Here is a 16,194-nt window from a genome sequence, read left to right on the forward strand (position 1 = left end):
GTCGCAACCCTGCCGTCGCGTTTTGGCCTTTGGGCACCCCGGGTAGATACGTAAGCTCTCGACTGTGGAAAGGCGCGCCGATGACGTTGGTTGACCATGACCCGGCGCTGCGGCCGTGGCAACTCGACGAGGCCGACTATCCCAGCACCGGCCCGATGTCTGAACGTGTTGTCTTTCTGCTGAGGTACGCGGTTCTGGCTCCGTCGGGCCACAACACTCAACCGTGGCAGTTCCGGGTGGACAACAATCGGCTGCAAGTGCGTGCTGACCGATCACGTTGTCTTTCGGTCGTCGATCCAGACGACCGCGAGCTGGTGATCAGTTGCGGCGCCGCGCTCGAGACGTTACGGGTGGCGGCCCGCCATTTCGGCCTGGATGTCGGTGTTGACCTGTTCCCCGACACTGCCGATCCAGACCTGCTCGCCAACCTTCGGCTGGAGCCGGGCGTCCCGCCGAGCGTCGATGACAACACATTCTTCGGCGCCATCACACGGCGGCGTACCAACCGCAGGCCGTTTGCCGACCGTCCCCTGCCTGAGGCTCTGGTGCAACAGCTCGTCACGGACGCGCAGGATGTCGGCGCCCGGCTGTACCCGGTCGACATCGAGCAGCGTCAGCAGGTAGCCGCACTGATCGCCGATGGGACCACGATCCAGATGGCGGACAAAGGCTTCCGTCGGGAGCTGGCTGCGTGGCTGCGCCCGAACGCAAGTCACCACATCGACGGCATGCGTGCCCATGGTTTCGGGTTCGGCGACCTGATCTCGCATGTTGTACCGCTGGTGATCCGTAATCTTGATCTCGGAAAGAGTCAGGCAGCCAAAGATCGTGCGCTTGTGGACGGATCCCCATTGCTCGCAGTGATCGGCACTGACACCGACAGCCCTCTGGCGTGGCTCCTCGCGGGGCAGGCATTGCAGCGCACCCTGCTGCGTTGTTGCGCCGCCGGTGTTTCGGCGTCTTTCCTGAACCAGCCGATCGAGGTTGACCACCTGCGGTCGCGGCTGGCCGGGGAGGTCGCCGGCGGCAGCGCCCCACAGCTGCTGCTTCGCCTCGGATACGGGCCGCCGGTCGATCCGCAGCCGCGACGGCCGATCGAAGCCTGCTGCACGGCCGGAAACCGTCAGAAGTAGGTGTGGATGAAATCGACGACCACGGGATCCGGGGCGTCGACATCGTTGATCACCGGAATGAGCCGCCACTTGTCGAATGCGGTGCACGGGTGTGAAAGCCCGAGCCGCACCACGTCGCCGATGTTCAGGTCGTGACTCCGCACATAGGTGTGCTGGTCGTTCATGGCTGTGACGGTGCCGTTCACAGGTCCGCGTGGCCCGGTCTGAACCGAGGGCAGGCCTTCGTCGTACGGGAGGTCCCGCTTGCCGGCGTCGAGCAGCGCCAGGTCAGCTTCTGGGACCGAGACCACGCGCGCCCAACCGTGGATCGCCGAGGTCAGCTGCACCGAGTCCGACGCGGCGGCGTGGACGGAGAACGGGGAGATGCCCTCGTAGAACCCGTCGTCGTGGGTCAGGTAGGCACCGGATCTCAGCACCACCTGAGCCCCAGCCGCAATGGCGTTTCGAGTCTGGGTGGCCACCAGATCGGGATAGGCGCTCCCGCCGACGGACAGGATCTGGTTCGTGTCGAAAACCCTTGTGACATCGTGATACAACTCCGTCAGATGCCGTAGATAAGTGTTGACCCGGTCCACGGCCTCGGCAGATCGGTCGTGTCCCAGTACGCCCTCGTAACCGCCGACGCCGGCCAGGGTCAGCAGCGGTGACTCCGCCACCTTCGTCGCGACGGCGAGCGCCGCACTTTTGCTCCGGGCTCCGGTGCGGCCACTGGTGGCGCCGAGTTCGACAACCACCCTGATGCCGGCGGTGTCGATACCGAGCGTCGAAAGCGCCGCCTCCATCAGCTCGACGGTGGCCAGAGAATCTGCCCAGCAATAGAATTCGAATTCAGGGTGGGTGTCCAGTTCGCCGGCCACCCAATGTAGACCGGATTTCGAGATCAACTCATTGGCCAGCACGATTCGGTTGATGCCGAACCGGCGCGCCAGCTGCGCTTGCCACACGGTGGCCAACGTGATGCCCCACGCGCCGCAGTCGAGTTGCCGCTGCCACAGTTGCGGAGCCATGGTCGTCTTGCCGTGCGGCGCCAGGAGCATCGAGTGGGCCCGGGTCCACTGCGCCATGGCGGCGATGTTGTTTGTCAAACGGCGTTGGTCGATTGTCAACACCGGCGTCGAGATCGATGACAGCCGTGGCCGTGCGGCCACGAACTCCGAGATGCTCTTCCCCCACGCCTCGGGCGGAATGGATTTGTACTGCGGTCCTAGGATCGTGTCATCGGGTGCTGGGGTCACGTGTTGTCTCCTGGGTTGCGCTCGATCACATCGGTCAATCTGACCATGCCCGGCGACGCCGCAGGTCCCGCCCCCTTGCCGGCCAGTGTCACAGCACCTGGATCCAGCGGAATCAATCCACGGTTCTCCCTGTTTGAGATGAAGTAGCCGGGAGTGACTCCCAGCGACGGAGCCGACAGTGAGAAGAGGCGAGATCGATGAAGAAGATCGCAATGGTGGGGGCGGTCGCCGGCGTCCTGTCCGCAGCCGTGATCGGGTTTGCCGGTCCGGCCCAGGCCGACGAACATGGGTTCGGGTACAGCGGACGCGACAATGACTCCGGCAACTACTACGGTAGCGGCACCAACAACAACCCCTGGCTCAACCAGTTGGTGCCAACAGTGAAAGTCCCGCAGGTAGACACAAGCGTGCGCAACTAGGTGGGCAGCGGAGGTGCCGATCCTTCTCGTTTGCCGAGGTATAGATGACATCACCAGTTGCGCAACTTCTTTCGCGGGTGAGCGCTCTCGGCGGGTGGCTACCTGGCGCCGATCGGCGACTTGACCGCCAGGAGATCGACCTGACAAATCGTCGGCGGCCGATCCGGCCGGAGTGAACAAAAGGCTTACGTTCGCAGGATGGGCTGGACGGAGAAACCCAGCGTGCCGGCAGCGTAGTCCACGACCGCGTCCACGGCCCGGCGATCACCCACCTCGCCGTAGATCAGCCAAATGGCCGGCGCAGTGGTGTCCCAGGTGCCCAGATGTCGCCGCAGCTGCGCCAACTCTGCGCACATCGCGGCTTGGGTGCTGAACTGCAGGACCAGGCACGCGGTGGCGTCGCTCTGGTCGATCGACTGCAGAGCGTAGAGCAGCGAACGCTTGTTGATGGCGGTCAGATCCAACTCGATCGGGACCAGATGCCTCACATGGCGCTGTTTGATGGTCTGTCGGGGAGGCGCCGTCGTTTGTTGCGTCGCGGTGCGCACCGACTCGTACAGATCCAGTCGCGAGCCGACATTCTTGAGCAGCAGCGGGGTGATGCTCAACCGCGGCGCACCCGCGGTCCGCGTCAGCTCTCGACGGTGCTCGTCGATCAGCTGCGTCGCCGCCACCGCGGTCATCCTATCGATGTCGCCGGGGATCGACATTTCCGGACGGAGTTTGCGCCGATACTCAGCGGGCTGATGATGGAACCAGTCCGCGAACGCCCGGGTGAAGTACTTCACGTCGGAGAAGCCGCACGCCGCAGAGACTTCCACCATGGTGGCGTCACTGTCGAGGAGTAGCCGCTCACCGTGGTTGACCCGCACGAATGTCAGCAGATCGCGGAAGCTGATGCCCGAGACCTCCTTGACCAGATGCGACAGCCGCGATTTCGAGTAGTGCAGCTGCGCCGCCAGCTGTCCGAGTACGTCGCGTTCGACAGCGTGCGCACTCAGATGACGCACCACGGTGTGGAACAGGGCACGCTGTGCCGCCGTCGGTTCCCGGTCGCGATGGTAATAGTTCTCCAGCGAGTAGGAGGAACACAGCGTCCTCACCAGATCCTGAGAGGTGCCTGTCATTGAATCCTGCTGTACACCAGGCTCGTTCAGCAGATCAGCAACCAGGTCCAGGAGAATGCGGCGAAGCCGTGACTCCTGTCCGCGATAGCGGACCAGGTCGAAGGACTCGCAGGCAAAGATGACGTCACCGACAAACGGGTCGATATGCTCGAATGTCGCCAGATCCAGGTGCACCAACGCAGTGACGTTGGCCTCGCCGCCGACGAGTTGGTGCGGATCGCCCTCGTTGATCACGATGAAGTCGCCGCTGACGAGGTCGAACTGTTCGAAGCTGACCTGCGCGTGCAGCCCGCCGCGCAACACATACACGATCTCGAGGACACCCGGATGGGCGTGCAGACTTGTCCGCCCGATCGACACCACTTCCGCGCGCGTTCCCGTTCCGGGGGCGAACTCGACGGTGGAGGCCAACATAGTCCGAGAGCCTAAACTCTGCCCCTACTGTCGCTCTGCGGCTACCAGGGCGTCTACCAGACGAATTGACCGTCTTGGACGGTGAGCCGCCCGTCGCAGTAAGTCTGATGGATGTTGGCGACGTCGTAGATCACCATTGGATCGTTTGTCGGATCCTGTCGCAGCACCAGCAGGTCGGCGAGTTTGCCCGCTTCGATGGTGCCCAGCACGTGTGACATCCCGACGGCTTGGGAACCGATCTTCGTTGCGGCGGTGATGGCCTCCGACGTGGTCATCCCGTATTCCACCAGCGCGCGCAATTCCAGCGCGCTGTACTCGCCATACTTGGTGAGCGGCTCGTAGACGGTGTCGGAGCCGAGCGCAATCTTCACCCCCGCGGCCTTGGCTGTCTGGAAGCTCTGTACGGCTTGGGAACTGTAGCGATCGCCGAATGCCTCGTCATGGAGGTCGTAGTGATCCCGGTACAGGAATGCGTCCGGCCGCGGTTTCGGCGCCGCCGCCGCTCCGACGGGCACGAAGTCGCGATACCAGTTGACGATCAACTGCAGCGTCGGCACCAGGATCGTGCCCTTGGCGGCCATCTTGGCGGCCAGCGCTTCGTCGATGTCCTCGCCGTGTTCGATGGTGTCGCATCCGGCATCGATGGCCATCTCGATGGCCTCGCGGTTTTCCGCGTGACACATCACGAGCGTGCCGCGCTGGCGGTGTGCCTCCTCGACACACGCGGCGAGTTCCTCGAAGGAGTAGTGCACATCGTGGTTGCGGTCATGCGGCCAGTTGTCGCCGCCACTGGCGAAGATCTTGATGGCGTCGGCACCCTCTCGGAGCAGGTAACGCACCGATTTGACCACCTCGTCACGGCCGTCGGCGAGGATGCCCCACACACCGTTGGACTGAACGTAGTCGGTCGTGAACTGGTGTAGGTCGGCGTGCCCGCCGGTGCGGGTCAGCCCGGGGCCACACGCGATGACCTTCGGTCCCGGAATCCCCTGTTCGAAGAACAACCGCTTCAGGTACAGGCCGTTCCAGGACACGTCCCGCGCCGTCGTGACACCACGCTTGAGCAGCTGTTGCGCTTCGTAGACCGACCGCACGGCCCGCATCAGCTTGGGCTCGGCGATGACCCCCATCTCCTGATCATCGATCTGGGCCCGCCCACCGGACAGATGAACGTGCGCGTCGATCAGGCCCGGCATGACGTAGTGGCCGTCGAGGTCCACCTCGGGTATCCCGGGGTCTCGCCGGTACTGGGGCATCGGCACGACAGCCTCGATACGGCCGTCGCGCACGATCACCGCGCGGTCCGCCAGAGGTGGTCCGCCATGGCCGTCGACAACGTGTACCGACAGCAGCGCAACCGAATTCGTGGGCAGGCTCACCCGGATGTGACCGCGGCGTAGATGTCGTTGAACTGCTTCTGCTGGACATCGTCGACGGGCTTCCACTGCTTGAGGCGGTCCAGAAGTTCCTGAGGCGGGTTGATCAACGGGTTGGAGGCCAACGACGGGTCGATTTTGGCCAGCTCGTCGGTCATGTCGGAGAGCACCGGCAGGTAGTGGGTGAAGGCGACGAGTTTGGCGTAGTTCGGGCGGTCGTAGACGAAGTTGATCCACTCTTCGGCGGCTGCCTGGTTCTCGGTGGTGTAGGGGATGACCATCGACTGAAGCGTCAGTGTCCCACCGGAATCCGGCACGACAAACTGTAGATCGGGATTGTCGGCTTGCAGCTGGATCACATCGCCGGAATAGGCCTGTGCGATGACGGTGTTGCCGGTGGCCAGGTCGTCACCGTAGTCGTTGCCGGTGAAGCGGCGAATCTGTCCCTTGCCCATCTCTTCGGCCACCAAATCGGCGGCCTTCTGCACGGAGGCGACGGTGGGGTCCTCGGGGGTGTTGCCCTGCGACAGCATGATCATGCCCAGCGCGTCGTGTGCATCCGAGAGCAGCGTCACCTTGCCCTTGAACCGGGGATCCCACAGGTCGTCGATGGTGGTGATGTCGCGACCGACCGCAGCCCGGTTGTACGCCAGCCCGACCATGCCGTTCATATACGGAGCAGTCCGCTTGCGGCCCGGGTCGACAGCGCTGTCGAGCAGTGCGGGCTGCAGGTTGACCTTGTTGGGCCAGCGCGATTCTCGGATCTCGTTGACCCACCCCAGCGCCATGAGTCGACTCGCGATGGTCTCGGAGGGAATCACCAGATCGCAGCCGATGTCTTGGTGGCGCGACAGCGGTTCCTTGACCTTGGCGAACCACGACTCATCGTCGTTGTAGTCCTCGGTGTAGGCCACTGTCAGACCGGTGGCCCGCTGGAAGTCCGCGACAAATCCCTCGGCGATGTACAACGGCCAATTCGACACCCGTAGCGTGCCGGTGGCCGGCGAGCCGTCGTCGGGGGGCGCCGTTGCTCCCGTCGAGGCCGGCTGAGAGCCGGGACCCGACCCGCACGCCGTCAGGACGGAGGGGCCGACGATGAGCGCGGCCGCGGCCAGCGTTCCGCCGCCGAGAAATCGGCGGCGCGAGGGCATGTTCGGAGGGGGACCGGCACTACGCATGGAGGCACTGTAGGAACCGGAGAGCCCAGCGGGACATGCCGAACAGGCTGGGCATCCATGCCGATGGCGCTGGATCACTGCGGCGACGGACCGGCGGCGACTTTCAGCAGCGCGTTGCGGCACATGTCACGGATCTCGCGCCGGGACAGCTGCTCGTTTCCCGTCTGCTGATGCGCCTCTGCCAGTAGTGCCCAGGTCATGGCGACCACCCACTGCGCCGAGAACTGGGTGTCGATGCTGGAGTCGTCCTGACCGCGCGCCACGACGGCCACGATTCCCCGGTCCGCTTCGCAGTCGAAGTCTGCTACCTCCTCGTATTCGGTGCGCATCCACCACGCCAAACTGTCGAGTCGTTCCAGGAGTTCGTCGACGATCCTCGAGTAGGCGGCCAGGCCGGTGCCCTCGTGTGGGCGAGCGTGTTGGAGAGCCTCTTCGTATTCGGCTTCGACGTGGCTCTCGATGCCGTCCATGAGGGAGCTCCGGTCGGGAAAGTAGCGGTGCAGCGTGCTGCGGGCGACGCCCGCAGCGGCGGCGATATCGGCCATCGAGGCACCCGGGTGCTTACCGAGCACCTCGATGGCGGCGCCGAGCAGTGTTTGGCGTGTTCGGTCCCGAAGGCGGGAGGGCCTCGTCGACGACGTCATGAGTACATCGTCCACCATGGCGTCAAAATCGAACATATTTGACGAAAATAGGACAGCAGTGTCCTAATTATGGCCATGATGTCGACGACGGTGAACGCTGCGCCCCCGGCGGGCGGACTCGGGTCCAGGGTGGCAATCCTGTGGGCCCTTGCGCGTCCGCAAGCCCCCAAGCTGATCTTGGCGTTGTGTCTGGGTCTGGGAGTGGCCGCAGCGGAACTGGCCACTCCGCTGGTCACCCGATGGGTCCTGGACTCCATCGGCGCGCGTGCCGGCGGGCTGACCGGACCGGTCCTCTTGCTCGCCGGACTGATCGTCGCCGGCACGGTGTTCAGCTGGTGGCAGTGGGTGGTGTTGGGCACCCTCGCCGAGAACGTCGTCTACGACGCGCGCCAGGGAATGATCCGACGGTTCCTCGTCGCGCGGTTGATCCCGTTACAGGCACGACCGACCGGTGAACTGGTGACCCGCGTGACCAGCGACTCGGTGCTGCTCCGGGAGGCGGCGTCGTCGAGTGTCGTCGGGCTGGTGAACGGCAGCATCACCCTGGTCGGGACGCTGGTGTTGATGGTTGTTCTCAATCCGCTGCTCGGGGTTGTCACCATCGGCGCGATATGCCTGATCGCGGTGGTGTTCGCGGTCCTGATGCCGGGAATTGCGCAAGCGCAGGAACGGGCTCAGGATTCGTTGGGCAACCTGGGTGGAGCGCTGGAGAGCACACTGCGCGCGATCAGGACGGTCAAGGTCGCGGCCGCCGAACAGCGCCAAGCGGAGAGTTTGTTGGCCCATGCCGCCGAGTCGAGGACGTACGGCCTGCGGGCGGTTCGGCGCGAAGCGCTGGTGTGGAGCGTGGCCTTCTCCGGGATCCAGGCGGCCACACTTGTCATCGTGTGCGGTGGCGCCTATCTGGTGTCGACGGGACAGATGACGGTCTCGACGCTGGTGGCTTTCCTGCTGTACGCGGTGGGTCTGCTGGGTCCGACCATGGAGCTGAGCAACGACCTGACCACGCTGCAAGCGGGAATGGCGGCTGCAGGCCGGATTCGCGACGTTCAGGCACTCGAGGTCGAACCGCAGTCCACCGCAACGGCGGAGCTGCGTGACGAGCTCGCGGCACCTGCCATTGCCTTCGACCGGGTGAGTGCGCGCTACCACGACGGGGCAGCTGCAGTGCTTCGAGACGTCAGCCTCGAGGTGCCGCGGCGCGGCCACACCGCGATCGTCGGTCCTTCCGGTGCGGGCAAGACGACGGTGTTTTCGCTGATCCTCGGATTCATCGAGCCCGAGAGCGGTCGCCTGTTGCTGGCCGGCACCCCCTACCCGGACGTCGGCATCAGTGGGATCCGCTCCCGCATCGAATACGTCGAACAGGACACCCCGCTGTTGCCGGGAACCCTGCGCGACAATCTGGTGTTCGCCAATCCCGTTGCGACCGAGCGTGATATCGCCGAGGTCTTGCGGCGGGTCCGGCTGAGTGAGTTCGTCGACGGACTCGAGCTCGGACTCGACACCGATGTGGCCGGCACCACCATTTCCGGCGGTCAACGACAACGCATTGCACTTGCCCGGGCCGTGCTGGCGCAGCCGGAGGTGCTGCTGCTGGATGAGGCCACCGCTCAGATCGACGGTCTCTCGGAGTTGGCTGTGCACCAGGTCATTCAGGAGCAGTCAGCCACGGCAGCGGTGCTGACCATCGCGCATCGGCTCTCCACGGTGGTCGATGCCGACAGCATCATCGTGATGGATGACGGTCGAATCGTGGATCAGGGTCGCCACCACGAACTGCTGGCTCGCTGTCAGTTGTATCGACGACTGGTCGACTCGCTGCGCCTCGATCCGCCCGAGCGGGTCGGCGACCCCACGCCGTCGGGTGCTGGATGCCTGCCCTGACGTGACCGGGTAGCTACTGGGCGGGCTCGCGCAGCGGCCGCCCGTCTCCTTCCGGCTGGTCTTCCGGCTGGTTGTCCTCGGCTGCGGGCTCGTCATCGTCGGTGTCCTCGGTTTGGTCCTCGCCGGCCCGCTCACCGACCTGCTCGTCGTAGTACCGCAGGATCACGGCAACCGCGGCGGCCACGGGCACCGCAAGGAACGCCCCGACGATGCCGAACGTCGAGGCTCCCAGTGTCACTGCCAGCAGCACGATCACCGCGTGGAGTTTCATCGACTTCGACTGCAACCACGGCTGCAGCACGTTGCCCTCGAGCTGCTGGACAACCAGGATGATTCCCAGGACGATGAGCGCGTCGACCGGGCCGTTGGACACCAACGCGACCAGCACGGCAAGGCCGCCGGCGACAAACGCGCCGACGATCGGAATGAAACCGCCGATGAAGGTGATGATCGCCAGCGCATATGCCAACGGCACGCCGACGATCAGCAAGCCGATCCCGATGAGCACGGCGTCGACGAGGCTGACAACGGCCTGGGTGCGGATGAATCCGCCGAGAGTCGACCAGACCCGCTGGAGAACTTCGGCCACGTGCGCGGCACCGGGGGAGCCGACCACGCGGCGCAACCAGGGCAGGAAAGCCGGGCCGTCTTTCAGCAGGAAGAAGGTGACGACGATGGTTGCGAACACCGTGACCAGCGCTGAGGTCGCCGCGCCCACCCCGGAGAACACCCCTGAGGCGATTTGCGCGCTACTCGAGTTCAGTCGGTCGTTGATCGCCTCGACCGCCGAATTGAGCTGAGCCTCACTGATGTTCAGTGGTGGCCCACCCATCCAATCCCGCACCTGCACCACACCTGCGGTGGCTTGCTCGGCCAGCTCGGCGGATTGGTCGACGATCGCCGGCGCCACCGCGGCGATCACCGCACCGATCGCTGCCACCGCGATGAGAAGCGTCGACACGACCGCCAGTGCCGGGGGAAAGCCCTTTCCCCGCATCCAGCGCACGGGTGGCCACAGCACGGTGCACAAGATCAGGGCAAGCATGACCGGCAGGACAATCACCCATGTCTTGCCGACCACCCACGCGAGGATCCAGAGCGCGCCGGCCACGATGATGAACTCCATGGCGACCGTCGCGGTCGAGCGGAGATGGGCACCGTAGATCGAACCGCGGCTGCGCACTGCCAAAGTGTCGTTCTTCACCTCTCCTCTCTACCCAGCAAAAGCCACTTCCAAGTGTTCGGACACTCTCTTCTCGATCACATTTTGATTTGTCTACGCCGACAGCCCTGTTGTGCAGGGGCGGCTCCGCGGGCTGCGGCGCTGGGCGTCGCGGTAGTCGTCGACCAGGCTCAACTCTGTTGCCGCCTCTTCGTCGATGACCAGAACGGCGTTCTCGTGGAGCTGCAGAATCGAGGCCGGGCAGCGGGCGGACACGGGTCCCTCGGCGGCCCGCACGATCGCATCAGCCTTTGCCGCTCCGGTGGCGATCAGCAGCGTCATACGGGCCTCCATGATGGTGCCCAGCCCCTGCGTGACGCAGTCCATCGGCACGTCGTCAGGCGAATCGAAGAAGCGTGCGTTGTCCTGTCGGGTCCGTCGTGACAGCGCTGCGACCCGGGTGCGGGACACCAGTGATGACGTCGGCTCGTTGAAACCCAGGTGGCCGTTACGCCCGATCCCGAGGATCTGGATGTCGATCCCGCCCGCATCACGGATGGTGTTCTCGAATACGCGGCACGCTGTGTCGAGGTCGTCACCGATGCCCGCGGGTACGTGGACATTGCTGGGGTCGAGTCGCAGCGGTTCGGTGACCTGGGTCCGGATGACATGTGCGTAACTGTGCGGATCGCTGGGCGCCAGGCCCACGTACTCGTCGAGTGCAAAACCGGATACGGCGCTCATGTCCAGCCCGGCGGCAACGCGCTTGGCGAGTTCGGCATACAGACCCAGCGGACTCGAGCCCGTCGCGAGTCCGAGGACGGCGTTCGGTTTCCGTTGAACCAGGTCGGTCACCATATCTGCGGCCGCCGTGGCGACAGCGCTGACATCAGAGCTGATGATGACGTCCATTTCAATCCTCATTCCTTGTATGACAATGTATGAACATGATTCGTTGCGGATTTGCTGCCGCTTCGGTCGCGCAGACTGCGGCTCGTGTGCGTGTGGCTCGTGACTCGGATGGTGAACCGGCGCTTGAGATCATGGGCCGCCGGGTCGATGTGGAGGACCTGTGACCGACGCCGGGAACGCCAAGCGGGCACGACCGAAAGAAGCTGGAGCGCGGCGAGCGCTCCGGTACCAGCACGTGTACGACCTCGTCGTGTCGCTGATCGAGGACCGGGGTCTGCGCGAGGGCGACCAACTGCCCAGTACCGCCGAACTCGCCGAGATGGCCGGTGTCAGCGTGATCTCGGTGCGCCGGGCCCTCGATGAGCTCACCCATAGCGGGAAAATCGTGCGCCACCAAGGTGTCGGTACCTTCGTGGCCCCGCAACGGCTCGTCAGCGAACCGTCGCGGCCCGGTGCGCTGCTGGAGACCCTCAAAGGGCAGGGCGACGAGGTTGAACTCGCCACCGAGCTGGTCAGCATGGTGGTCGGTCTGCCGAGTAGCAAACACGCGGCAACCTTGCGCATCGACACCGGTCAGCCAGTGTGGGAGATCTGTCGCCTCCGCCGCCTGGGCAACGCTCCGAAGGTCCTCGAGAACGCCGTACTGCCGCTCAGCCTGGTTCCCTCGCTCGACGAAGGTCGACTGGCAGCCGGCGAATCGCTGTACGGTTTCCTCGCCGAGCGGTACGGGTTCACCGACGATTTCGTGGAGCAGGTCTTCGAGGTTGACCAGCCGAATTCCCTTGAGCGCGAACATCTGAAGCTGACCTCGAAGGACAACGTGGTGCGCATCCGTGGCGTGAGCGTCAACGCCTCGGGGGTGGCATTCGACAGTTTTCAGCAGACGTATCCGGCCCGGGAGTTCCTGTTCTACGTCTCGGGCACCTCGGGGCCCCGCCTGATGGAACCAGTTCACAACGGCCCGTGGTCGGTTCGGCCCCTCGGATCCTCCCCGGGACCCAGCGATTCCTCCCCAGGACCCAGCGATCCGGGGTGAGTCGCGTCGCAGATCAGGAAACGCGATGGTGCTGTGGATCGGGACTCGGCACACTTGCCAGAAGCTTTCGGGTGTAAGGGTCGGCGGGTTCGTTGACGATCTGCCACGGCTCGCCGGACTCGACGACCCTCCCCGAACGCATCACGATCACGCGGTCGGCGTAGGCAGTTGCCGTGGACAGGTCGTGGGTGATCATCAGGATTCCCATGCGGTGTTCGCGGCGTAACCGGTCGAGGAGTTCCAGGACCCCGGTACGCACCGACACGTCGAGCATCGACACGGGCTCGTCGGCAAGGAGTAATCGGGGGCGCAGAACGAGGCTGGCCGCGATCGCAACTCGTTGGCGCTGCCCGCCCGACAGCTCGTGTGGATAACGGCCTGCGAGGACCTCGGGGTCCAGCCCGACGTCGCGGAGCGCCTCGGCGACCAGCAAACGGCGCTCCCGGCGACCGTCTCCGATGTTGTGCACGTCCAGAGGTTCCATCACGGTGTCTTCGACTCGCAGCCGTCCGTCGAGCGCCTCGTACGGATCCTGGTAGATCATCTGTACGTTGCGCCGCAGTGGTCGCCAGGCGCGCGGGGTCAGTCCGGTGATCTCGACACCGTCGATCTGAATGGATCCGGATCTCACCGGCTGCATGCCGAGAATTGCCTGCAGTGTAGTGGTTTTCCCGCAGCCCGACTGACCGACCAAGGCGACCAGCTCGCCCTCGGCCACCTGCAGGCTCACGTCGGAGACAGCGTCGCCGACGGTGGAGGCGGCTGTCCCGGCCTCAGGGGCTGTCGCAGATTTCGCATCGGCGGCGGTTGCACTGCGGGAGAGCCACCGCCTGCGGGGCTTTCGCAGCAGCTCGCCGTAGGTCACCCGCAGATCGGCCACGTCGAGCAGCGGCGACGGGGGTGCTGGGCGCTCGTCCGCAGGCCGGACGTCGTTGAGGTCCGGGGTCGACTCGAACAGTTGGCGGGTGTAGGGGTGGGCCGGGCGACGGTACAGGTCCTCCACAGTGCCCTGCTCGACTATCTCGCCGCCACGCATGACCGCCGCCCGCGTGCAGGCCTGGGCTACCACTCCGAGATCGTGGGTGACGAGCACCAGGGCCAGACCCAGTTCGCCGGAGAGCCTAACCAGCAAGCGCAACACCTGATCCTGCACCACCACGTCAAGCGCCGTTGTCGGTTCGTCGGCAAGCAGTACCTTGGGCTCGCATGCGAGTGCCATCGCGATCACAGCCCGCTGCTTCATCCCACCGGAGAGCTGGTGGGGGTAGCGCTCGTCGCTGTCGGCGGGCAGACCGACGAGATCGAGAAGCTCCCGGGTACGGGCCACCGCTTGTTTGCCGCGCGCGATCCCATGGACCTCGAGGGCTTCACGGATCTGCCAACCTACTGTCTTGACTGGGTTGAAAGCGCTCATGGCGCCCTGGAAGACCATCGCGATGTCCGTCCAGCGGTGAGCGTTGATACCGCGCTCACCGGAGGCGATGATGTTGCTGCCAGCGACGCGAACCTCGCCGGCGACGGTGGCGGTGGCGGGCAGCAAGCCCATCGCCGCCAGGATGGTGGTGGTCTTTCCGCAACCCGATTCGCCGACCAAACCCACCCGCTCGCCCGGTGCGACGACGAGTGAGAGATCTTTGACGGTGTGAACGGCCTCCCCGTCGCGCTGGTGACGGGGCTGGAACCAGACATTGAGATCGACGATCTCCAAAGCATTCTCGCCGTTCACAGCGCGTCCTTCCCGCGGCCGACCAACGGGCGCATCTTCCATGACTTCGCTGACAGATGGGACGACCGCAGCCGCGGATTGAGTCCGTCTTCGATCGAATTGCCCACCAGGTGGCAGCCCACGATGAGCACGGCGACGCAGATCCCGGCGGGCACGATCGCCCACCATGCTCCCGTGCTGATGGCGCCTCGAACGAAGGCGTGCTCCATGATGGTTCCCCAGGTCACCGCCGTCGGGTCGGACAGCCCGAGGAACGCCAGCGCCGTCTCGTTGAAGATCGCGAGCGTGATCGCCAGTACGGTGTTGGCGATCAGCAACGGCCCCAGTTGAGGAAGGATGTGCCGGAAGATGATTCGGGTGTGACCGGCGCCGATCGACATCGCCCGCCGGACGTAGACACGCTCGCGCAGGGTCTTCACCTGGGCCCGGACCACTCGTGCGGTGCTGGTCCACATCAGGAAGCCGATGACGATGATGACATGGCTCAACTTCGGGCCCCACACGGCCGCAACCACGATCATCAGCACGATCTGCGGTATCACCATGAAGTAGTCGGTGATTCGCATCAGCACGGTGTCCACCCAACCGCCGAAGTATCCGGACAACACCCCGACGATCGCACCGATGACGATGGCGATGACGGCTGAGGTGAACCCGACAAACATCGAAATCTGCCCACCCTGCAGCACCAGACTGAGCATGTCGATGCCGCCGTCATCGCATCCGAGCCAGTGGGCAGCCGACGGCGGCTCGAACACCGCGCAGCTGGGATGGGAGGTGCTGTAGGGCTTGAGATACTGCGACAACGCCGAGAGCGTGAGAAACAGGCCGATGATGACGAGTCCGACGATGGCCGGCGGGGTGGCGACCGCGGTCCGCAGCGCTCCCCACACGCCGCGCCGGCGATCTTCTTTCGGGGTCTGCACTACGGCCCCGTCAACTGCGGGGTGATCCTGCGGGTTCACTGTGAGATCCTCGGGTCTAGCCGGAAGTACAGCAGGTCGGCAAGGTAGTTGATCACTACGACAGTGATGGTGATCGCGAGGAATCCGCCCTGCAACATCGGGTAGTCGCGCTGCAGCACCGCGTCGTACAAGGCGCGACCGATGCCCGGCCAGGAGAAGATCACCTCGACCAAGATCGATCCGCCGACGATGGTGCCCAACGACAGGGCGGTCTGGGTGATGGTCGGCAGGGCGGCGTTGCGCAGCGCGTATGCCCATACGATCCGCCCACGCGTCAGCCCCTTGGCCCGTGCGGTCAGGATGTAGTCCTCGCCGAGGGTTTCCAGCATTGCCGAGCGGACGATGAGGGCATTCTCGGCGTAGAGGGTCAACACGAGTGTGGACACCGGTAAGATCATGTGCCGCAACAGATCCGCGAACTGCTCGCCGGGCGAGAGCCCGACCGCGAAGGGGTCGGTCATGCCGACCGACGGTAGGACGCCGGCAAACAGGATCAGCAGCATCATCCCGAGGAACTGTGTGGGGAAGGCATAGAACGCCACCGCCAGGCCGGTCGAGAGATGATCGCCGGCCGAGCCGCGCCGCAGCGCGGCGAACATGCCGACGGCGACGCCCAGGATGATGGCGATCACCGTACCCGTCGCAACCATCGGCAACGTGTTGCCGAATGCCTCGATCAGGTTGTCCAGTACGGGTTGTCGGTTGGTATAGGACACCCCGAGATTCCCCTGCACGAGCTGCTGCAGATAGCGCAGGTACTGCTCGAAGATCGGCTTGTCGAGTCCGAACTCTGCCTGCAGGGCTTCCTTCATGGCGGGCGACGCATTCGGGATGCGCGATATCTGGCTGACCGCGTCGCCCGGTAGGACGCGAAACAGCACGAAGTTGACGGTGAGTGCGATGAAGATCGTGACCGCCGCGAAGAGTGAGCGTTGCCAAAGGTACCCGCGCACGAGGCCCCTTTCTCTCTTGACGCCCTA

The 16,194-nt window shown here is 64.8% G+C and carries 14 protein-coding genes; 4 read left to right on the forward strand and 10 right to left on the reverse strand.

The annotated features are described in order from the left end of the window. Positions 1 to 80 precede the first annotated feature (80 nt). Positions 81 to 1,133, forward strand: a complete 1,053-nt coding sequence (locus WBB07_RS06230; protein ID WP_526305793.1) for an Acg family FMN-binding oxidoreductase — start codon at positions 81 to 83, stop codon at positions 1,131 to 1,133. Here the strand turns inward: WBB07_RS06230 and WBB07_RS06235 are convergent. Next, positions 1,124 to 2,368, reverse strand: a complete 1,245-nt coding sequence (locus WBB07_RS06235; RefSeq protein WP_526305795.1) for a type III PLP-dependent enzyme domain-containing protein — start codon at positions 2,366 to 2,368, stop codon at positions 1,124 to 1,126. The genes WBB07_RS06230 and WBB07_RS06235 overlap by 10 nt on opposite strands. A 197-nt stretch (positions 2,369 to 2,565) precedes the next feature. Here WBB07_RS06235 and WBB07_RS06240 point away from each other — a divergent pair, with 197 nt between their 5' ends. Then, positions 2,566 to 2,787, forward strand: a complete 222-nt coding sequence (locus tag WBB07_RS06240; RefSeq protein WP_526305797.1) for a hypothetical protein — start codon at positions 2,566 to 2,568, stop codon at positions 2,785 to 2,787. Positions 2,788 to 2,972: 185 nt separating this feature from the next. Here the strand turns inward: WBB07_RS06240 and WBB07_RS06245 are convergent, their stop codons facing one another. The 4 genes from WBB07_RS06245 to WBB07_RS06260 form a co-directional block, all read right to left on the reverse strand. Next, positions 2,973 to 4,328, reverse strand: a complete 1,356-nt coding sequence (locus tag WBB07_RS06245; RefSeq protein ID WP_526305799.1) for a helix-turn-helix domain-containing protein — start codon at positions 4,326 to 4,328, stop codon at positions 2,973 to 2,975. A gap of 53 nt (positions 4,329 to 4,381) precedes the next feature. Further along, the gene (locus WBB07_RS06250) at positions 4,382 to 5,707 is read right to left on the reverse strand and encodes a metal-dependent hydrolase family protein (protein WP_526305801.1); all 1,326 of its coding nucleotides are present in this window, start codon (positions 5,705 to 5,707) and stop codon (positions 4,382 to 4,384) included. After that, on the reverse strand, positions 5,704 to 6,882 hold the full coding sequence (locus tag WBB07_RS06255; protein WP_526305803.1) for an ABC transporter substrate-binding protein: 1,179 nt from the start codon (positions 6,880 to 6,882) through the stop codon (positions 5,704 to 5,706). The genes WBB07_RS06250 and WBB07_RS06255 overlap by 4 nt, the downstream gene beginning before the upstream one ends. 74 nt (positions 6,883 to 6,956) lie before the next feature. Beyond that, positions 6,957 to 7,562 (reverse strand): TetR family transcriptional regulator, encoded by a 606-nt coding sequence (locus tag WBB07_RS06260; RefSeq protein WP_526305805.1) that lies wholly within the window; start codon positions 7,560 to 7,562, stop codon positions 6,957 to 6,959. Between the two features lie 42 nt (positions 7,563 to 7,604). Here WBB07_RS06260 and WBB07_RS06265 point away from each other — a divergent pair, with 42 nt between their 5' ends. Then, entirely contained in the window at positions 7,605 to 9,413 is a 1,809-nt protein-coding gene (locus WBB07_RS06265) for an ABC transporter ATP-binding protein (RefSeq protein ID WP_526305807.1), read from the forward strand. Positions 9,414 to 9,426: 13 nt separating this feature from the next. Here the strand turns inward: WBB07_RS06265 and WBB07_RS06270 are convergent, their stop codons facing one another. After that, complete coding sequence (locus tag WBB07_RS06270) at positions 9,427 to 10,539, reverse strand: AI-2E family transporter (protein ID WP_526305932.1); 1,113 nt, start codon at positions 10,537 to 10,539, stop codon at positions 9,427 to 9,429. A gap of 150 nt (positions 10,540 to 10,689) precedes the next feature. Beyond that, positions 10,690 to 11,487 (reverse strand): glucosamine-6-phosphate deaminase, encoded by a 798-nt coding sequence (gene nagB, locus WBB07_RS06275; protein WP_526305934.1) that lies wholly within the window; start codon positions 11,485 to 11,487, stop codon positions 10,690 to 10,692. 160 nt (positions 11,488 to 11,647) lie between these two features. Between nagB and WBB07_RS06280 the strand changes: the two genes are divergently transcribed. Next, the gene (locus tag WBB07_RS06280; protein WP_526305809.1) at positions 11,648 to 12,523 is read left to right on the forward strand and encodes a GntR family transcriptional regulator; all 876 of its coding nucleotides are present in this window, start codon (positions 11,648 to 11,650) and stop codon (positions 12,521 to 12,523) included. Between the two features lie 13 nt (positions 12,524 to 12,536). On the opposite strand, the gene WBB07_RS06285 is transcribed toward WBB07_RS06280, so the two are convergent. The 3 genes from WBB07_RS06285 to WBB07_RS06295 are packed head-to-tail and all read right to left on the reverse strand — an operon-like array spanning position 12,537 to position 16,167. Continuing rightward, positions 12,537 to 14,249 carry a dipeptide ABC transporter ATP-binding protein gene (locus WBB07_RS06285; protein ID WP_526305811.1) on the reverse strand — a complete coding sequence of 571 codons (1,713 nt, stop codon included), beginning with the start codon at positions 14,247 to 14,249 and terminating at the stop codon, positions 12,537 to 12,539. Beyond that, positions 14,246 to 15,214, reverse strand: a complete 969-nt coding sequence (locus tag WBB07_RS06290; RefSeq protein ID WP_526305813.1) for an ABC transporter permease — start codon at positions 15,212 to 15,214, stop codon at positions 14,246 to 14,248. The genes WBB07_RS06285 and WBB07_RS06290 overlap by 4 nt, the downstream gene beginning before the upstream one ends. Continuing rightward, a complete protein-coding gene (locus WBB07_RS06295) occupies positions 15,211 to 16,167 on the reverse strand; it encodes an ABC transporter permease (RefSeq protein WP_526305815.1) in 957 nt (318 codons plus the stop codon). The genes WBB07_RS06290 and WBB07_RS06295 overlap by 4 nt, the downstream gene beginning before the upstream one ends. Between the last annotated feature and the right edge of the window lie 27 nt (positions 16,168 to 16,194).

It is taken from the genome of Mycobacterium sp., assembly GCF_049647605.1.
Classification (GTDB): Bacteria; Actinomycetota; Actinomycetes; order Mycobacteriales; family Mycobacteriaceae; genus Mycobacterium.

What these genes read in the sequence shown, in the direction of transcription:
- WBB07_RS06230 (WP_526305793.1), top strand. Translation starts at nt 81, where the DNA reads ATGACGTTGGTTGACCATGACCCGGCGCTGCGGCCGTGGCAACTCGAC.
- WBB07_RS06240 (WP_526305797.1), top strand. Translation starts at nt 2,566, where the DNA reads ATGAAGAAGATCGCAATGGTGGGGGCGGTCGCCGGCGTCCTGTCCGCA.
- WBB07_RS06245 (WP_526305799.1), bottom strand. Translation starts at nt 4,328, where the DNA reads ATGTTGGCCTCCACCGTCGAGTTCGCCCCCGGAACGGGAACGCGCGCG.
- WBB07_RS06255 (WP_526305803.1), bottom strand. Translation starts at nt 6,882, where the DNA reads ATGCGTAGTGCCGGTCCCCCTCCGAACATGCCCTCGCGCCGCCGATTT.
- WBB07_RS06260 (WP_526305805.1), bottom strand. Translation starts at nt 7,562, where the DNA reads ATGTTCGATTTTGACGCCATGGTGGACGATGTACTCATGACGTCGTCG.
- WBB07_RS06265 (WP_526305807.1), top strand. Translation starts at nt 7,605, where the DNA reads ATGTCGACGACGGTGAACGCTGCGCCCCCGGCGGGCGGACTCGGGTCC.
- WBB07_RS06270 (WP_526305932.1), bottom strand. Translation starts at nt 10,539, where the DNA reads ATGGAGTTCATCATCGTGGCCGGCGCGCTCTGGATCCTCGCGTGGGTG.
- nagB (WP_526305934.1), bottom strand. Translation starts at nt 11,487, where the DNA reads ATGGACGTCATCATCAGCTCTGATGTCAGCGCTGTCGCCACGGCGGCC.